The organism is Anaerostipes sp. AF04-45, from assembly GCF_003461725.1.
GTDB lineage: Bacteria > Bacillota > Clostridia > Lachnospirales > Lachnospiraceae > Anaerostipes > Anaerostipes caccae.
Map to the genome: position 1 here is coordinate 1 of NZ_QTXQ01000006.1, position 17,735 is coordinate 17,735.

16 protein-coding genes are annotated in these 17,735 nt (G+C 45.2%); 2 read left to right on the forward strand and 14 right to left on the reverse strand.

The annotated features are described in order from the left end of the window. Positions 1-16 precede the first annotated feature (16 nt). Positions 17-1,027 (forward strand): X2-like carbohydrate binding domain-containing protein, encoded by a 1,011-nt coding sequence (locus DWV34_RS10045; RefSeq protein ID WP_243000847.1) that lies wholly within the window; start codon positions 17-19, stop codon positions 1,025-1,027. 143 nt (positions 1,028-1,170) lie between these two features. Here the strand turns inward: DWV34_RS10045 and alaS are convergent, their stop codons facing one another. The 8 genes from alaS to DWV34_RS10080 form a co-directional block, all read right to left on the reverse strand. Continuing rightward, positions 1,171-3,810 carry an alanine--tRNA ligase gene (gene alaS, locus DWV34_RS10050; protein WP_009289797.1) on the reverse strand — a complete coding sequence of 880 codons (2,640 nt, stop codon included), beginning with the start codon at positions 3,808-3,810 and terminating at the stop codon, positions 1,171-1,173. Positions 3,811-3,938: 128 nt separating this feature from the next. Further along, positions 3,939-4,103, reverse strand: coding sequence for a hypothetical protein (locus DWV34_RS17400; RefSeq protein ID WP_009289798.1), 165 nt, complete (start codon positions 4,101-4,103; stop codon positions 3,939-3,941). Positions 4,104-4,181: 78 nt separating this feature from the next. After that, the gene (hisIE, locus tag DWV34_RS10055; RefSeq protein WP_009289799.1) at positions 4,182-5,420 is read right to left on the reverse strand and encodes a bifunctional phosphoribosyl-AMP cyclohydrolase/phosphoribosyl-ATP diphosphatase HisIE; all 1,239 of its coding nucleotides are present in this window, start codon (positions 5,418-5,420) and stop codon (positions 4,182-4,184) included. Then, on the reverse strand, positions 5,421-6,008 hold the full coding sequence (gene hisB, locus DWV34_RS10060; protein WP_009289800.1) for an imidazoleglycerol-phosphate dehydratase HisB: 588 nt from the start codon (positions 6,006-6,008) through the stop codon (positions 5,421-5,423). A gap of 14 nt (positions 6,009-6,022) precedes the next feature. Further along, positions 6,023-7,318: a histidinol dehydrogenase gene (gene hisD, locus DWV34_RS10065; RefSeq protein ID WP_009289801.1), complete on the reverse strand. Its 1,296-nt coding sequence runs from the start codon at positions 7,316-7,318 to the stop codon at positions 6,023-6,025. Positions 7,319-7,322: 4 nt separating this feature from the next. After that, positions 7,323-7,976 carry an ATP phosphoribosyltransferase gene (gene hisG, locus DWV34_RS10070; protein WP_006567182.1) on the reverse strand — a complete coding sequence of 218 codons (654 nt, stop codon included), beginning with the start codon at positions 7,974-7,976 and terminating at the stop codon, positions 7,323-7,325. Position 7,977: 1 nt separating this feature from the next. Next, positions 7,978-9,189: an ATP phosphoribosyltransferase regulatory subunit gene (gene hisZ, locus DWV34_RS10075; RefSeq protein ID WP_009289803.1), complete on the reverse strand. Its 1,212-nt coding sequence runs from the start codon at positions 9,187-9,189 to the stop codon at positions 7,978-7,980. Positions 9,190-9,289: 100 nt separating this feature from the next. Continuing rightward, entirely contained in the window at positions 9,290-9,685 is a 396-nt protein-coding gene (locus DWV34_RS10080; RefSeq protein ID WP_006567184.1) for a PH domain-containing protein, read from the reverse strand. Positions 9,686-9,807: 122 nt separating this feature from the next. Between DWV34_RS10080 and DWV34_RS10085 the strand changes: the two genes are divergently transcribed. Next, a complete protein-coding gene (locus tag DWV34_RS10085; RefSeq protein WP_009289804.1) occupies positions 9,808-11,550 on the forward strand; it encodes an Rqc2 family fibronectin-binding protein in 1,743 nt (580 codons plus the stop codon). Positions 11,551-11,583: 33 nt separating this feature from the next. Here DWV34_RS10085 and spo0A (DWV34_RS10090) read toward each other — a convergent pair whose 3' ends face one another. The 6 genes from spo0A (DWV34_RS10090) to DWV34_RS10115 form a co-directional block, all read right to left on the reverse strand. Next, a complete protein-coding gene (gene spo0A / locus DWV34_RS10090) occupies positions 11,584-12,390 on the reverse strand; it encodes a sporulation transcription factor Spo0A (protein ID WP_006567186.1) in 807 nt (268 codons plus the stop codon). Between the two features lie 93 nt (positions 12,391-12,483). After that, on the reverse strand, positions 12,484-13,302 hold the full coding sequence (gene spo0A, locus DWV34_RS10095; protein WP_022260673.1) for a sporulation transcription factor Spo0A: 819 nt from the start codon (positions 13,300-13,302) through the stop codon (positions 12,484-12,486). 110 nt (positions 13,303-13,412) lie between these two features. Beyond that, positions 13,413-14,630, reverse strand: coding sequence for a SpoIVB peptidase (spoIVB, locus tag DWV34_RS10100; protein ID WP_006567188.1), 1,218 nt, complete (start codon positions 14,628-14,630; stop codon positions 13,413-13,415). Positions 14,631-14,731: 101 nt separating this feature from the next. After that, positions 14,732-16,414, reverse strand: a complete 1,683-nt coding sequence (recN, locus tag DWV34_RS10105) for a DNA repair protein RecN (protein WP_022260672.1) — start codon at positions 16,412-16,414, stop codon at positions 14,732-14,734. 7 nt (positions 16,415-16,421) lie between these two features. Next, positions 16,422-16,886 (reverse strand): arginine repressor, encoded by a 465-nt coding sequence (argR, locus tag DWV34_RS10110; protein WP_006567190.1) that lies wholly within the window; start codon positions 16,884-16,886, stop codon positions 16,422-16,424. Next, positions 16,883-17,731 (reverse strand): NAD(+)/NADH kinase, encoded by an 849-nt coding sequence (locus DWV34_RS10115; protein WP_006567191.1) that lies wholly within the window; start codon positions 17,729-17,731, stop codon positions 16,883-16,885. The genes argR and DWV34_RS10115 overlap by 4 nt, the downstream gene beginning before the upstream one ends. Positions 17,732-17,735 lie beyond the last annotated feature (4 nt).

Sequence of the window (17,735 nt, forward strand, 5' to 3'; positions counted from 1 at the left end):
ATAAGGTCGAACATTCTTGAGAAAAAAGTGTAAACCAATATTGACAATATCAATCACAGAAAAAGTCACAGCCACTAAAAATGGTGAGGTATCCTTTACTTTTACGCAGGCCGACTTAAATACATTACTGGAAGGTGATTACACGATTACCGTGACTTCTGCCGGAAATGACTTTAACAATGCAATAGCCGCTGTCACCCTCGGAACCATCAAAATAACACCGATGGTAAATGCATCTGTTAAGACTCCACAGACATTCGATTTATCGAAACAAGGCGATATAGTCATAGGAATCGTTAGTAACGGTCGCACCTTAAAAGCCATCAAAAACGGTTCCCAAACCTTAACTAGCGGAAAAGATTATATTCTCGGAAACGAGTCTGTAAGAATCTACAAAAGTTATTTCAATCAATTTGCCGTAGGAAAACAGCATTTAACGTTTGATTTCGATGAAGGCAGTGATCCGATCTGTCAAGTCAATATCATAAAATCCTCAAAAAATACAAACCTGATTTTAAAAGGATATAAAGATAAATCCATTACGACATTATCAAACAGAACCGCCGGCAGTAAACTTCCCGGATGGAACAAAAAAAGCTACAAGGCAGCCGGGAGGAAAGGTTATGAGTTTGTCGGATGGACCTACAACGGAAAAACAGTGACCACAGTTCCGGATGACAGATTAAATGTAACACTCACTGCAAAATTCTCAAAGTTAAGTGTTGGCAGGGCCTCTGCTTTGTCTGTCAAAGGCAAATCCGGCAAAGGTGTTGGATTCACAGCAAAGTCAAAGACTTACACAAAAGCAGACGGAACAAGACGTGGATTCCGTTTCCGCTATTCCAGAAGCAGCAGTATGAAAAAAGCCACTTATAAAACAACAGGATTAGGTAAAAACACATATACAAAAACAGGATTAAAGAAAAACGCAAGATACTACGTTCAGGTGAGATATTACTATTACGATTCAACAAACCAGAAAGTATACGGAGCATACTCAAAGAGTAAATCTGTAAAAGCATACTAAACTAATCTTTATGTTCAAACCGCCTGTTTTTGCGGCATAAAAATGAAAAGCCTTCAAACTGAGAAAATTTAAAATAACTCAGTTTGAAGGTTTTTTTCTTCCGTTTTCCTCACGGTTTGAAATGGTACTTCATTCGTTTTGATTTATTTCAGCTGTCCGGCCAATTCTTCCTTAGCCTTAGCGATCGCATCATCGATTCCTTCCGGCTTCTTTCCTCCGGCCTGGGCCATATTCGGACGGCCTCCTCCGCCTCCTCCGACGCATCCTGCGATGCCTTTGATCAGATTTCCCGCATGAGCTCCAGCTTTTTGTGCCCCGTCGGTAGCCATAGCCACAAGGAACACTTTTCCGCCCAGAGAAGATGCCAGTACAATCACGCCCTCTCCAAGTTTTTCTTTCAGGGAATCGCCGAGTTCCCGCAGGCCGTTCATGTCTACGTCCGCCACTTTCGCTGCCAGAAGTTTCACTCCGTTTACATCCTGCACCTGATCCATCACGTCTCCAAGAGCATCCTTTGCCAGTTTGCTCTTTAGGGACTCGTTTTCGCTGTGAAGTTCTTTCAGTTCAGTCATCAGGGCTTCCAGGCGTGCCATCAGTTTGGCAGGCGTTGATTTTACAACCTTTGCGGCTTCCATGAGTTCTTCTTCCATCTTTTCATAATACTCAAAGACCGCTTTGTCCGTGATCGCCTCGATCCTGCGGACACCAGCCGCAACACCGGTCTCTGAAAGGATCTTAAATACAGTGATGGATCCCGTGTTAGCCACATGGGTTCCTCCACACAATTCCACAGAAAAATCTCCCATAGAAACGACACGCACTTCATCCCCGTATTTTTCGCCAAACAAAGCCATAGCTCCGGTATTCTTAGCCTCGTCCATGGACATCAGCTTTGTCTCTACCGGCCGATTCGCGGCAATCTCCTCATTTACGATATCTTCCACCTTTTTGATCTCCTCCGATGTCATCGGAGAGAAATGAGTAAAGTCAAATCTCAAATGCTTCGCGTTGTTGCTGGAACCGGCCTGTTCCACATGGCTTCCCAGCACGGTGCGCAGCGCCTTCTGCAGAAGATGGGTAGCACTGTGGTTCTTCTCTGTCTGACGTCGATTTCTCTCATTGACATTTAAGAGAACCTTTTCGCCGACACTTAAATTTCCTTCATTTACATATCCGACATGTCCAAACTTTCCACCGGAAAGCTTGATCACATCTTCCACGGCAAAAGAAGAATTTTCACTCAGGATCACGCCCTGATCCGCTTCCTGTCCTCCGCTTGTGGCATAAAACGGCGTCCTGGAACAGATGATCGTTCCCCTCTGGCCTTCAACTAAAGAGTCGGTCAGATTTTTATCGGTGGTCATGGCAATGATCTCTGACTCGCAGGTCAGTGTGTCATAGCCGACAAACTCAGAGGTCATGGCAGGGTCCAGCTGTTCATAGACCGTTGCGTCAGCTCCCATGTAGTTGGTCGTCTCCCGGGCCTCTCTCGCCTGCTTTCTCTGCTGTTCCATGGCTTTCTGGAATCCTGTTTCGTCCACGGAAATGCCCTTTTCCTCAAGAATCTCCTTTGTCAGATCCAGAGGGAACCCATAAGTATCATAGAGCTTAAAGGCATCCTTGCCTGCAAGCTCCTTCTTTCCTTCTCTGGACATGGCTTCTTCCATGTCCGCAAGAATCTGAAGCCCCTGGTCGATGGTCCTGTTGAACTGTTCTTCCTCTGTTGTAAGAACCTTGTAAATAAATTCTTCTTTTTCTTTCAGTTCCGGATATCCGTCTTTGGACTCTGCGATCACGGTCTTACTGAGTCCGGCCAAAAACAGCTCCTTCATGCCAAGCATCCTTCCGTGTCTTGCCGCACGGCGGATCAGACGGCGCAGCACATATCCGCGGCCTTCATTGGACGGCATGACACCGTCGGAAATCATAAAGGACGCAGACCGGATATGGTCTGTAATCACTCGGATAGAAATGTCATTCTTCTCATCAGCGCCATAAGTCACGCCTGCCAGTTCACAGATCCTGTCACGGATCGCTTTGATCGTATCCACATCGAAGATAGAATCCACTTCCTGGACTACGACAGCCAGACGCTCAAGCCCCATTCCAGTATCAATATTTTTATTGTCTAATTCTTCGTAATTGCCGTTTCCGTCATTTTCAAACTGTGTGAAGACATTGTTCCATACTTCCATGTAGCGGTCGCATTCACAGCCCACCGTACAATCAGGGCTTCCGCATCCGTACTTCTCTCCCCGGTCATAATAAATCTCTGAACACGGTCCGCATGGACCTGCACCGTGCTCCCAGAAGTTGTCCTCTTTTCCGAAACGGAAGATCCTCTCAGGAGCAATGCCGATTTCCTTCTCCCAGATCTCAAATGCCTCGTCGTCATCCAGATAGACAGAAGGATACAAACGTTCCGGATCAAGTCCCACAACCTCAGTCAAAAACTCCCATGACCAGCGGATTGCTTCCTTCTTAAAATAATCCCCGAAAGAAAAGTTTCCGAGCATCTCAAAAAATGTTCCGTGACGCGCTGTCTTTCCGACATTCTCGATATCTCCGGTACGGATACACTTCTGACAAGTCGCAACTCTGGTCTTCGGGGGCACTTCCTGGCCTGTAAAATATGGCTTTAACGGGGCCATACCTGCATTGATCAGCAAAAGACTCTTATCATTCTGAGGCACCAGAGAAAAACTCTTCATCACCAAATGATCCTTGCTCTCAAAAAAATCAAGGAACATTTTCCTTAATTCATTTACTCCATACGATTTCAAATCTCCATCCTCCTAAAAATTAATATGAAACTATTCTGCCCGGACAGATGCCTATGACGGCAGCTTCCTTTACAGCAAAGAAAAACCTTCTGCTGCATCAGAAGGCTTTCCATTCTATCTTACACATCTTATTCCTGATCCGGTTTCTGCTCATTCTTTGCTTTCTGCTGCGCTTTCTTCTGCATCTTGCCGACAGCCATCTTCTTTCCGAAAAAAACGCCTCCTACCGATACGGCAAGCAAAAAAATAAACTTGATCAGATATGTGACAAACTCTGATAAATATGCGTGCATGTCCTGCCTCCTTTATCAAACCACGGTTCTTTGGTTTGCTCATGTGGCAATTATATCAAATCGGACAGCGAATGACAATTATTTTCTTTCAATTAATTCCCTGGTCACCTCATCCCAGGTCATATCCCGCTCTGCCATCAGGACCATCAGATGGTACAGAAAATCAGAAATCTCGTACTTCATTTCCTCCACATCCGGATTTTTCGCCGCAATGACGATCTCCGTGGCTTCTTCCCCTACTTTTTTAAGGATCTTATCAATTCCCTTTTCAAATAAATAATTCGTATAGGAACCTTCCTTCGGATGCTTTTTGCGGTCCATAATCACATCGTAGACGGACTGGAACACTTCCATCGGGTTGTCATCTTTGTATTCCTTCTTCACAAGATCCGTAAAAAAGCAGGAATAGCTTCCTGTGTGGCAGGCATTTCCCACCTGCTCAACCTTAGCTAAAAGCGTGTCTTTGTCGCAGTCAATGGTCAGAGACTTTACATACTGGTAATGTCCCGAGGTATCTCCTTTGGTCCATAGTTCTTTTCTGCTGCGGCTGTAATAAGTCATGATCCCGGTCTCGATGGTCTTTTCAAACGCTTCCTTTGTCATATAAGCAACCATGAGCACTTCATTGGTCTTATAATCCTGAGTTACTACCGTTAGCATTCCATCACTGTTTAATTTAAATTCATCAAAACTCATGGAACTTTCAAAGGTGTTGACGCCGAATCCCGCAGTTCTGCAGTCGTGTTTCAGTTCCATGACTCCAAACGCTTCTCTGGATGCTACCGCCAAATCATCAGCACCTGCAAGTTCTAAGATCCGTACAGCTTCTTTCGGGTCAGAAATGCTCACCATCACCGGAAGTCCGGATACTTCTTTGATTTCTTTGATCAGGGATGCAAAAGTTTCATATCCTTTGTCTGCAAGCAAAAGCAGTTCTCCGGCTCCGAGCCTCGCCATTTCCTTCGCAAAGGATACGGGATCTTCCTGTCTTTCCAGATCCATGGACACAATAATCTGATCCTTTCCAAACCTGTCCCCGGCCCTTTTCACGATTTCCTTATCCACAAGGACCGTTTTCCCAAGGCAGACCTTATCCGCTCCGGCATATAAAATCTTTTTTACGTCTTCCAGGTCTTCAATGCCTCCTCCGGCATAAAGCGGGATGTCAATATCCTTTGCAATCTCTTTTACGGTCTCCGCAGTTATTTTCTCGTCATAATAGCCGACGGCATCCGCACCTGAATGATCATACGCTTTTGCCGCTTCTGCAGGCTTTCCCCCGTAAATGCAGGGAATAATTTTTATCTGTCGTTCCATCTATAATGCCCCTTTCGTAGAAAGCACGTCCGTAATGCGCGGGTCCATGCCGGTGGCCTCATCCAAAGCCTTTGCAAAAGCCTTAAAAGCTCCTTCCATCAGATGATGGTTGTTGGTGCCTGAGAGCTGTCTGATATGCAGATTCATGGCACTTGCGTAAGATACCGCATAGAAAAATTCCCGGACCATCTCCGTGTCAAATCCGCCGACCCTGTCCGCAGTAAAGCTGAGGTCTGTGTCAAAATAAGGCCTTCCTGACAAATCCAGGCCGCACAAAATCAGGGTCTCATCCATCGGGAGTACAAAGGAACCATACCTTTTTATGCCCTTTTTGTCTCCTGCTGCCTGTTTGATCGCTTCACCAAGTACGATCCCCGTGTCTTCAATGGTGTGATGGCTGTCCACATGCAGGTCGCCGTCCACCTTCACGTTCAGGTCAAAAAATCCATGCTTTGCAAAACTGATCAGCATGTGGTCGAAAAAACCGATTCCTGTGTCCACCTCAGAGGCTCCGCTGCCGTCCAGATCGATAAACAGTTTAATCTTCGTTTCACTTGTGTTCCGGATAATTTCCGCGCTGCGACTCATATTGCTTCCTTTCTCTATTCGTTTTCAAATCTCACTTTAATGGAATTGGCATGGGCTGTCAACTCTTCCTGTTCCGCAAATGTTTCAATGTCTCTGTGCACCGGTTCCAGAGCTTCCCTGGAATAATAGATCACACTGGATTTTTTGATAAAATCGTCCACACTTAACGGAGAGAAGAATCTGGCTGTTCCGTTGGTCGGGAGTACATGGTTCGGTCCTGCAAAATAGTCACCCAGCGGTTCACAGCTGTACTGTCCGATAAATATGGCTCCCGCATTCTCGATCCTTGTCATAACGTCAAAGGGATTCTCCGTCATGATCTCCAAATGCTCTGAGGCGATGGAATTTGCCACGTCCACTGCCTCTTTTAAATCTTTAGCGATCAGTATATATCCAAAAGAATCAAGAGATTTTTGCATGATTTCCGTTCGTGAAAGCTTTTTCAGGAATCCGTCAACTTCTTCAGAAACCTGTTTGGCCAGTGTCTCACTCGTCGTCACCAAGATGGCACTGGCCATCTCGTCATGCTCCGCCTGGGATAACAGGTCCGCGGCCACATACCGGGGATTGGCGCTGTCATCGGCCAGCACGAGAATCTCGCTCGGTCCCGCGATGGAGTCGATGCTCACATTGCCGTACACTGCTTTTTTCGCCAGCGCCACGTAAATATTTCCCGGTCCCACGATCTTATCCACCTTCGGAATTGTCTCTGTACCGAAAGCCAGAGCCGCTATCGCCTGGGCACCTCCCACTTTATATACTCTTTGCGCACCTGCCTCTTTCGCTGCCACCAAAGTGTTCGGATTCACTTTGCCGTCCCTGCCCGGAGGCGTCACCATGATAATTTCTTTTACCCCTGCCACATGGGCCGGTACAATATTCATGAGCACAGATGACGGATAGACCGCCTTCCCTCCCGGCACATACACTCCGCACCTGGCAAGCGGAGTCACCTTCTGTCCAAGCAAAATGCCGTTCTCTTGTGTGTCAAACCAGCTGTTCTGCTTCTGCTTTTGATGAAAGTCACGGATATTTACGATGGCCTTTTTTATGACATCAAGAAGCTTTGGTTCAACCTTTTCATAAGCTTCCTCAATTTCAGCTTCCGTCACCAGCACAGTATCTGCCGTAAGCTTTGTTCCGTCAAACTTCTCGGTGTACTCAAACACCGCCTCATCGCCTCTGGCTTTTACATCATTGACGATGGCATTGACCTGCTCTTCATAGCCCTCGTAGTGATTCGGGCTTCTCTTCAGCAGATCGTTTAAAATATCCGCGATGGAATCTTCATTTACTTTTACAATTCTCATGGCACTACCCCTGTTTCTTCTCGTCTAACAACTTCTTTAATGCAGTCACAATTTTACTGATCCGCTCCTGCTCCATTCTCTGGCTGACCTGGTTCACGACCATCCTTGCGGAAAGCGGGCAGATCTCTTCCAATACTTCCAGACCATTCTCTCTCAGCGTAGAACCTGTCTCCACGATATCCACGATAACCTCTGAGAGACCCACGATCGGCGCCAGCTCTACGGAACCGTTGAGCTTTACGATCTCCACGGTCTGGAGTTTTTTATTATAGAAATACTCTTTCGCGATATTCGGATATTTGGATGCCACCCGGATCAGCTGACTGCCGTTTAAATACTTTTTGGCTTCCTTTGGTCCGCACACGCACATCCTGCATTTGCCAAATCCCAGGTCCAGCACCTCATAAAGATTCCGTCCTTCTTCCAGGATCGTATCCTTTCCGACCACCCCGATGTCTGCCGCCCCGTACTCCACGTAAGTGGGCACGTCGCTGGCCTTGGAGAGGAAAAACTTCAGCTTCAGATCTTCGTTTACAAAAATCAGTTTTCTTGTCTTTTCATCTTTCATCTCTTCGCAGGTAATCCCTATCTGTTCCAGCAAAGATAATGTCTTCTTGGCAAGTCTACCCTTTGCCAATGCAAATGTTATATATCTCATCTCACTGCCCTTTCGTTAAATCCCTGACGCTATCCCCGGTTTCATAATATAAAACACATCCGATCGACTGATCCGAAGCCATTGCTATATAATCTTCCAGGTTTCTGTCCTTCTTTTCCAGTATGACTGCTTTTCCTTTTTTCCGATAGCCCGCAGCTGCGGGAATGGCGGCTTCCATAGCGGCCTCCTCATAGATGATCAGCATGTCTGTGGAATCGGCCTCCATTTCGATTTTCTGGCGCTCCATAGCCATCATCAGACTGTCCAGCACGATGGCAAATCCGATGGACGGAGCTTTCTTTCCAAACTGTTCGATCAGGTTGTCATAGCGGCCCCCTTTTAAAACCGCGTCTCCGGTTCCGTAAGTATAGGCTTTAAAAATAACCCCGGTGTAGTAATTGTGGCGGCTTAACATGCCCAGATCAAAGCTTATGTACTGCTCCAGCCCATATACCTGAAGCATCCGGTACACCTTTCTCAGCTTCCGGATGGCTCTCTTTGATGTCTCATTGGACACAAGGGCATCGGCCTTATCTAAGATGTCCACATCGCCGTTGAGCTCATTGAACTGGATAAAAACATCTTTTACAGCCTGGGGAATGTCAAGGCTTTCGACAAATTCGATCAGTCCGAAGAAATTTTTATTAATGATCAGCTCTCTTAACTGCTCTTTTACGTCTTCATCTTCTATGCACTCTACAAGTCCCTGGAAATACTCGACCTGGCCGATGGTCAGCCGGAAATCTTTCAGCCCTGCGTTCAGGCAGCAGTCCAGCGCCATGGCGATGATCTCTCCGTCTCCGTGACTGGAAGGATCATTGATGAGCTCTGCGCCCATCTGGCAGGTTTCCTTTAATTTCAGCTGATAGCTGGAATTATTCAAAAAGACATTTCCGGTATAGGCAAACCGCAGGTTCCGTTCCTCACTGTCATAATACTTTGCCACGCACCTCGCCACAGAAGGCGTGATGTCCGGCCTAAGGACCAGGGTATTTCCCTCCCGGTCAAAGAATTTGTACATCTCCTTGGAGGAAACGGTTCCTTTCTCACTGTTAAAGATATCGAAAAATTCAAAAGTTGGGGTAATGATATTCTCGTAACCGTAGAGGGCAAAGACATGATTTAATTTGTCCTTTAACCTGAGTCTTTTTTTACATTCCAATCCGTATATATCCCTTACTCCTTCCGGCGTATGGACCCTCTTCTGATTCATAATTCTTCTCCTTTTTACTTCAATACACTAAAGTGATAATTCGCTACCATGCTAAATACTTTAGTTATCATACCAGTCTGTCTTTTCGTTGTCAACCGTTTTACATATCTCTGTCTGTAAAATCTTCCTCCATATGGCTGCTTGCGCCGTACATATCCCGTCCCACAACCCGTTTGGCGATCCGTTCTTCCTCGATCCACCGGCTCAGGAGATCCTTTACCCTTCTGGAATCAGCAATATTTTTAAGCTCGATCACTGGATTTGAGGCATCCTTTGTGGTAAGGCGGATCGTTCCGGTGCCAAAGATTCGGTTTCCGAAAGTTCTCTCATAGGAGACATCCATAATTCTGTATAAAAGGCATTCTTCCTCATGTGTTGACAAAAGTCCGGTCTGCGTATATAATCTTTGATTCTCAACTCTGTATTTTGTAAAGGTAATCGGCCACCACAGCAGATGACTGCGGTCTGACCATGTTTTATTTTGTTCATCTATCATTGGCTCGGTCCTCCATATTCTGAAAATTACCTTTCCATTATACCTGTATTAACGGCAAAAAATCAACCAAAACAGGGCGCGGCGTGATATAATACGATTGACTAAAAAATGGAGGTGCAGCTATGGCATTTGACGGATTTGTCATTTCAAATATCGTAAACGAACTAAACGAAAAAATATTAAACGGAAGAATTTATAAAATTTATCAGCCCGAGGCCGATGAAATCACCCTTGTGATCAAACAGAACCGGGAAAATCTAAGGCTCCATCTTTCTGCCAGTCCGAGCCTGCCGATCGTCTATCTTTCGAACCAGGGCAAACAGAACCCGATACAGGCCCCCAACTTTTGTATGCTGCTTCGGAAGCATCTGGGCAGCGGGCGTATCATCTCCGTAGAACAGCCGGGCTATGAGAGAATCATTGAGATCACAGTGGAACATCTGGACGAATTGGGAGATGTCTGCCAAAAGAAACTGATCATCGAACTGATGGGCAAGCACAGCAATTTAATCTTCGTGGGACAGGATGGAATGATCCTCGACAGCATAAGACACGTGGGAGCCAACGTGAGCTCCAAGCGGGAGGTCCTGCCCGGCATGACTTACTCTATGCCTCCCACACAGCACAAAAAGGATATAGATTCTCTGACTCTGGAAGACTTTTTAACCGGAATCAAGCCAAAACCTGTACCGGTCACCAAGGCACTTTATTCATCCATCACGGGCATGAGCTCGTTTTTGGCAAATGAAATCTGCTACCGCGCCGGAGTCGACGGCAATCAGTCTACAGATGCCCTGACTCAGGACCAGTGCTCCGGTCTCTACTCCCAACTGAAAAAGCTGGCGGTTTCCGTTGAAAAGCACGAATATGTGCCCAATATCATTTATCAAAACGGGGAGCCGAAAGAATTTTCCTGTTTTCCGATGACGTCTTATAAGACGTCTTATGAAGTGAAAGTCTTTCCATCCATCAGCGATGTTCTGGTCATCTATTACTCTGAGAAGGAAAAATATACAAGAATGAAACAGAAGTCTGCCGACCTTAGAAAAATTGTCCAGACTTCCATCGAACGCACGAGCAAAAAATATGATCTGCAGAGAAAACAGCTGCTCGATACGGAGAAAAGAGATCAGTATAAGATATATGGAGAATTAATTCAGGCATATGGATACGGTCTTGAACCTGAATCCAAATCCCTCAAATGCCTGAACTATTACACCAATAAAGAAGTCACCATCCCCCTTGACCCTGTCAAGACTCCTCAGGAGAACGCACAGAAGTACTTTGCCAGATATAATAAGCTGAAACGGACCTATGAAGCCCTCTCCGAACTTACGGTTGAGACAAAAGATGACCTGATGCATCTGGAATCAATCGCGTCTTCCCTGAATCTTGCAGAGAACGAACAGGATCTTTCCTCCATCAAACAGGAACTCTCAGATTATGGATATTTGAAAAAGCGCGGTTCTAAGGGAACGAAAAAACCGGCAAAATCAAAACCTCTTCACTTTGTATCCTCTGATGGATTTCATATGTATGTAGGCAAAAATAATTATCAGAACGATGAACTGACATTTAAATTTGCCAACGGCGGCGACTGGTGGTTTCACGCAAAAAATATGCCTGGCTCTCATGTCATCGTAAAAAAAGAGCAGGCGGACACTCTGCCGGATGCTACTTTTGAAGAGGCCGGGCGGCTTGCCGCTTTTTATTCCAGCGGCCGTCAGGCACCAAAAGTAGAAGTCGACTATATACAGAGAAAGGAATTGAAAAAACCGCCGAAAGCAAAGCCTGGATTTGTCATTTACCATACGAATTATTCTATGATGTGCGTCCCGGATATCTCAGGCATCAAAGAACAGTAACCGAAAAAGCATTCTGGCGGTTTTCCTCTTGGTTTAAGAGGCGTTCATGTGATATTCGAGCCTGAGTTTATCTGCGATCAGCGCTATAAATTCAGAATTCGTCGGCTTCCCTTTGCCGGCACTGATCGTATATCCGAACATCTCTTCCAGCAGTTCGATCTTTCCTCTGCTCCATGCCACTTCTATGGCGTGGCGGATCGCTCTTTCCACACTGCTGGAAGTTGTTTTATATTTTTGTGCAATTGTTGGGTATAGCAGCTTTGTTATGTAATTCATCATGTTGACATCATGAATCGCCATGATGATGCCTTCCCTAATGTACTGATATCCTTTGATATGAGCAGGAATTCCCAGATCTCTGATGATCTTTGTCACATCTTTCTGGATATCATATTCTGTAAACGTTTTTTTGACCGGCTCGCTTTTCACCTCAAATGTCTTTTGGAAGTTATTATTTACTCTTTTCATTCTCATCATCTGATTAATTCTGTCCATTAAGACATTCGTATGAAACGGCTTCATCATACAGTAGTCGACACCCATAAGGCTGATACACTCGATCAGTCTCTGATTGCCGATGGAGGTAATTGCAATAAAAGAAGGTATCTTGTCGTCGTCCATCGTCCCGTTGCACTGTTCGATTACACCCAGTCCGTCTAAGACCGGAAGTACAATATCGATCACTACCACATCGGGCTCATGTTCCTTAATCAGCTTTACTGCGGAAGCACCGTCATAAGCCACTCCCACTACCTGCATTTCATTCTCCATTTCTCTGCAAAGTTCTTTAGCCTCATTTTGACTGCTGACGGCGATCAAAATTTTCCGTTTATCATACATTATGTATACCCCTCCATCCAAATCTAACCATTCTAAGAGAGAAATATATCAAGCATATTCCCCTTTGTCAATCGCATAATCAAACAATATTTACTATCTTCCATCATTTTCAGACATTTTTTGCGACACGATTCGATCTCCGTATTCAAGTCTGATTTTATCTGCAATCAGTGCAATAAATTCTGAATTTGTCGGTTTCCCTTTCCCTGCATGGACCGTATATCCGAACAGCGCATCAATCGTATCCATTTTCCCGCGTCCCCAGGCTACCTCGATGGCATGGCGGATCGCCCGTTCCACTCTACTAGATGTAGTACCAAACTGTTTGGCAATTGTTGGATATAGTTGTTTCGTGATGGAGTTCAGAATATCCATGTCGTAGATGGCCAGCATGATGGAATCTCTCAAATATTGATAACCCTTAATGTGAGCCGGCACACCTATTTCATGGATAATGTTTGTGATAATGATCTCCAGCTGGTTCTTATTCAGACCTTCCTGCTCCTTTAATGCGACAAAAGGCTTCTGTACTTTTTTGTCTAATTTTGCTTGTTTTATTTTTCGGATTACCATTTCCGAATCAAATGGTTTTAGGATAAAATAAGATGCACCCAGCTCCATCGCTTCTTCGGCAACACTTTCCTGACCCATGGCAGTCACCATAATCACCGTCGGCTGTTTTTCAAGTCTCTCATCACGAAGCTTTTCCAAAACCCCGATTCCGTCAAGCTTCGGCATGATAATATCCAAAAGAACAACGTCCGGCTTTTTCTCTTTGATAATCTCCACGGCTGCTTCCCCGTTGCCGGCACTTCCGATGACCTCGATCTCCTGATCTAAGTTTAAAAGCTGAGTCATCATACTGACCATTTTCTGATTATCATCCGCGATTGCCACATTAATTTTGCTCATGTTAAGTCCTCCGATTCTGTTTTTATTTACAATATAATTATATATTTTTGCAAACTTTACAAACACCCCTTATCCTTCGCAAGTTTTTTGTAAATAACAGCAAAATCATCTTATTTAGAGGAATTCAGCATGTTTTCAATGAAGGTTGCGTACCCTTTTGTCGAATCATCCACAAACACATGGGTCACTGCACCTATAATGTGGTTATTCTGAATGATAGGAGTCCCGCTCATTCCCTGAACGATACCATTCGTCAGCTTTAAAAGTTTTGGATCTGTAATCTCAATCTCCATCCCTTTCAGCACATCATGGTTGGATTGATCCACACTTTTGATTTCAATGTCATAAGTCTCTCTCCTGCCGCTGATGCAGCTTATGATCTGCGCTTTGCCTTTCTTCACCGACTGTTTATAGCCGATTCGGTAAGCCTTGTCTTTCTTATCCGACTGAGTCGTACCGTAAATGCCGTATTTGGTATTCTTGCGGATGGTTCCCAGAAGATTTGCCTCCTTGTAAAAAATGCTTCCTACAATCTCTCCCGGAGATCCTGATTTCCCCTTCTGGATCGTGTCAATCTGCGGAGTCAGCAGGTATCCGCCCTTGATGTCCATCAGCTTTCCGGTATCCATATCACAGATACCATGTCCTAAGCCTCCGAATTCGGTTCCGGCCACATAAGTCATAGTTCCGATGCCCTGTGTATTATCTCTGACCCAGGCGCCGATCTTGTACTGGCTGTCTGTGACAGACTGCACAGGCTTAACTTTGATCTTTGTTTTTTTATGGTTCCGGATCACTTCCAGGGTAACTTCCTTTCCATTGCATTCGTTGATCTTTTTCATAAAATCAACCTTTGTTTCAACCTTTGAACCGTTCACTGACAGAATATAGTCACCCTGATACAGTTTATTGGAGCTTGGGGAATGGTTTCCTCCGTCCACTCCGGTGATCATATCTGTTTCCAGCACAAGGATCCCATTGGTTTCTACATAAATGCCGACAATCTTTCCGCTTGGCACCAATGTTTTCTGTTTGACGACATTCACCTTAATGTCTTTTAAAGGTATGGCGCCGAACAGCTTTGCTTTGATCTCATCCTGCCCCACCGAATCTTTGGTCAGCACGAACGGCTGGTTCAGTTTGATCTTCTGATCCTTGACCATTCCCACGGCCGGAACGTCGTATTTGAGACAGGCTTTCTCTCCCATCGTCAGTTCGATGGCGTTGGGCAGTACATTTCTGCAGTATTTGAAATAAACGGCGCAGATTCCAACGATGTTTATGACAAACAGAGCAATGAGAATTTTGCGGTAATAGTATTTTCTCATGGTTTCCTCCTAAACAGATTAAATCAAAAATGATTTAAAAAAGGACGTATCCTGTTATGTGATACATCCTTTTTATTATGTCTGAAACCATGGAAAAACACTCAGTATAATTTTGCGTCATTTGCTAAACTTTTCATTTCTTCTGAATTTTTTAAAACGGCCTCCGTAATGTCGTCTCCGTTGATCATGCGGCTTAATTCCCTGAGAGAATCCGCCTCTGTAAGTTTTTGTATGGTCGTTGTCGTCTTCTTCCTGTCTGCACGTTTTTCAATATAGTAGTGTGAATCCGCCATGGCCGCAATCTGAGGAAGATGTGTGATCGCCAGTACCTGATGGTCTTTTGCGATGACAGCCATTTTTCTGGCCACTTTGTTGGCCGTCTCCCCGCTGATTCCCGTGTCAATTTCGTCAAAAATCAACGTTCCCACACGGTCCACATCCGCAAGGACAGATTTCACTGCAAGCATGATCCTTGAAAGTTCTCCTCCAGATGCCACATCCGCGATAGGTCTCACCGGAAGTCCGGGATTCGTGGAGATCATAAAGGATACCTTGTCAGTCCCGTCGGCATGAACTCCTTCTGCCGCCGATACCTGAATCTGAAAGCAGACAGAGAGAAAATTAAGCTCTGAGAGCGCCTTAAAAATCTGCTGCTCCAATATTTTTGCGGCTTTTTTCCGCTCTTTTGAAAGCTTTTCGGCCGCCTGATAAAATGTCTTTTCAGCTTTGGATATATTTTCCATGAGACACTTTTTTTCTTCCTCATAGTGTTCATAGATTAAAAGCTTTTCCTCGGCCTGCTGCCTGTAGTTTAAGACATCCTCAATGGTTCTTCCATACTTTTCTTTCAGTCCGTTTATGAGATTTAATCTGTCTTCTGTTTCGGAAAACTCCTGAGGATCAAATTCCATCAACGACATATAATCTGAAATCTGCTGATTAAATCCATTGATAATATCTTCTGCCTGAAGCAGCTGCTCATAGGAATCTGTCAGCCCGGAATCCAGGTTCACAATCCCCTGAATCTCTTTTAAGGCGCTTGAAAGCAGAGTTCCCACGGAAACCTCAGATTCGTTTCCGGTACATTCATAAGCCTTTTTCACGCCTTCCATAATCTCCTGGCTGTGCATCATTTTTTGATATGTTTCTTCCAGAAGTTCATCTTCATTTTTTACGGGATGTGCATCCTCTATTTCCTGAATCTCGTGTTTTAAAAAACTCATCTCCCGGAGTCTCTGGGCTTCATCTGTCTCAAAGTCGCCTCTGCGGTTCAGAAGTTTCTGAAGTGCCTCAAATGCTTCCTTTGTGTCTTTCTTATATTGTTTCCCATTTTGGCTTAAAAAATGGTCTAAAATTGATTTGTGATTTTTTTCATTTAAAAGTGACTGGTGTTCCTGCTGTCCATGAAGGTTCATGAGCCTTTCTGAGACCTCCTGAAGGGTCTTTAACGTCACCGTACAGTCATTGATGCGGTTTACATTCCGCTTCTCCGATATCACCCTCCTGACAAGGATCATGCCGTCTTCTGCGGGAAGATCCCTTTGTTTCAGATCATTTAAAATTTCTTCATCTTCCGTGTAAAACAAGAGCTCGATCAGCGCCTCACTGCTCCCCGGCCTGATCATATCCCTGGAAACCTTCTTTCCAAGGGCACTTTCAATAGAGCCGATGATGATTGACTTTCCCGCCCCCGTCTCACCGGTCAGTATGTTTAAGTGCTCATCAAAATGAATCTCGATCTCGTCAATCAAAGCTAGATTTTTTACATGCAGACTCTGTAACATAGTTCACCTACTTATCACTTGTGCTCTCCATCATCAGACGGATCTCCCTGATGACATCACTGCCGTTTTCCTGTTCTCTTACGGCACAAAAAATCGTGTCGTCTCCGGCGATGGACCCCATGAGTCCGGGAAGATCCAGATCATCCAGCGCCGCGGCGCAGGCCATCGCCATACCTGATGCTGTCTTAATGACCAGCAGATTGCCGGATGTCTCCATGGAAACAATGGCATCATTTAAAATTCTCTGATAGGACTTTGCCACCTCTTTTTCCCTGGCACTTAAAAGCCCGTATGCCTGCCTTCCGTCCGGCAGAGGAATCTTCGTAAGCTCCAGTTCCCTGATGTCCCTGGAAACCGTCGCCTGGGTCGTGCTGAATCCCTGGTCATTCAGCAGGCTGGTCAATTCTTCCTGTGTCTCGACCGGCTGCTTTGTGATGAGTTCGATGATCGCCTGCTGTCTCTTTTTTTTCATGCTTTTCCACCAACTTTCACCCGAAGCGTATGATAAAAACTATTTTCCTGAACCTTGACAACCTTCGCAACTTTCCGGGATTTATGAATCTTTATGATATCTCCCGGATTCAGCCGCTCTGCCACCTGGCCGTCGAAGGTTACAAGTGCTTCCTCAAGCTGTGTTTTTCTGACCTTCTGGATATGGATCTCAATGGTATCCCACTCGCCAAGGACAATGCTCTTTGCCTGGAGAGAATGGGGACAGACCGGTGTGATCAGAATAACATTTGCCTCCGGATTTACAATCGGGCCTCCTGCGGAGAGATTATAGCCCGTGGACCCGGTAGGCGTTGAGATTATGACTCCGTCTGCCGCATACACATCTAAAAGTTCTCCGTTGACAATGATCTTAAATGAAATGATCCGTGAAAAACCGCTTCTCGTGATAACGATGTCGTTGAGAGCAGACAGTCTGTAACATGATATGTCGCGGTGGAAAATACATCCCTCCAGCATCATCCGCTCCTCGATATGAAAACGGTCATTGAGAAGATCATCAATCCCCTCCGACAGATGAGACATTTCAATTTCCGTTAAAAATCCCAGGGTGCCCAGATTCACTCCCACCACCGGGAGATCATGAGGTGCTATGAGGCGGGATGCATGCAGCATGGTTCCGTCTCCGCCGAGTACAATGACACATTCCACTTCCCCGGGAATATTGGAATAGGACTGGGTATCTTCCGTAAAATCTTTTCTCAAAAAAGCGGCTCCGCCTTTTGATTCAATATACTCCCTTATCTTGTTGGAAGTGGAAAATCCCGGGTCTTTCTCTTCATTGGTCATAATCAAAAAATTCTTCATTGTC

What these genes read in the sequence shown, in the direction of transcription:
- spo0A (WP_022260673.1), bottom strand. Translation starts at nt 13,302, where the DNA reads ATGAGCAAAATTAATGTGGCAATCGCGGATGATAATCAGAAAATGGTC.
- DWV34_RS17400 (WP_009289798.1), bottom strand. Translation starts at nt 4,103, where the DNA reads ATGCACGCATATTTATCAGAGTTTGTCACATATCTGATCAAGTTTATT.
- recN (WP_022260672.1), bottom strand. Translation starts at nt 16,414, where the DNA reads ATGTTACAGAGTCTGCATGTAAAAAATCTAGCTTTGATTGACGAGATC.
- hisD (WP_009289801.1), bottom strand. Translation starts at nt 7,318, where the DNA reads ATGAGAATTGTAAAAGTAAATGAAGATTCCATCGCGGATATTTTAAAC.
- spoIVB (WP_006567188.1), bottom strand. Translation starts at nt 14,630, where the DNA reads ATGAGAAAATACTATTACCGCAAAATTCTCATTGCTCTGTTTGTCATA.
- hisIE (WP_009289799.1), bottom strand. Translation starts at nt 5,420, where the DNA reads ATGGAACGACAGATAAAAATTATTCCCTGCATTTACGGGGGAAAGCCT.
- DWV34_RS10115 (WP_006567191.1), bottom strand. Translation starts at nt 17,731, where the DNA reads ATGAAGAATTTTTTGATTATGACCAATGAAGAGAAAGACCCGGGATTT.
- spo0A (WP_006567186.1), bottom strand. Translation starts at nt 12,390, where the DNA reads ATGTATGATAAACGGAAAATTTTGATCGCCGTCAGCAGTCAAAATGAG.
- hisZ (WP_009289803.1), bottom strand. Translation starts at nt 9,189, where the DNA reads ATGAATCAGAAGAGGGTCCATACGCCGGAAGGAGTAAGGGATATATAC.
- hisB (WP_009289800.1), bottom strand. Translation starts at nt 6,008, where the DNA reads ATGAGTCGCAGCGCGGAAATTATCCGGAACACAAGTGAAACGAAGATT.
- hisG (WP_006567182.1), bottom strand. Translation starts at nt 7,976, where the DNA reads ATGAGATATATAACATTTGCATTGGCAAAGGGTAGACTTGCCAAGAAG.
- DWV34_RS10080 (WP_006567184.1), bottom strand. Translation starts at nt 9,685, where the DNA reads ATGATAGATGAACAAAATAAAACATGGTCAGACCGCAGTCATCTGCTG.
- DWV34_RS10085 (WP_009289804.1), top strand. Translation starts at nt 9,808, where the DNA reads ATGGCATTTGACGGATTTGTCATTTCAAATATCGTAAACGAACTAAAC.
- argR (WP_006567190.1), bottom strand. Translation starts at nt 16,886, where the DNA reads ATGAAAAAAAAGAGACAGCAGGCGATCATCGAACTCATCACAAAGCAG.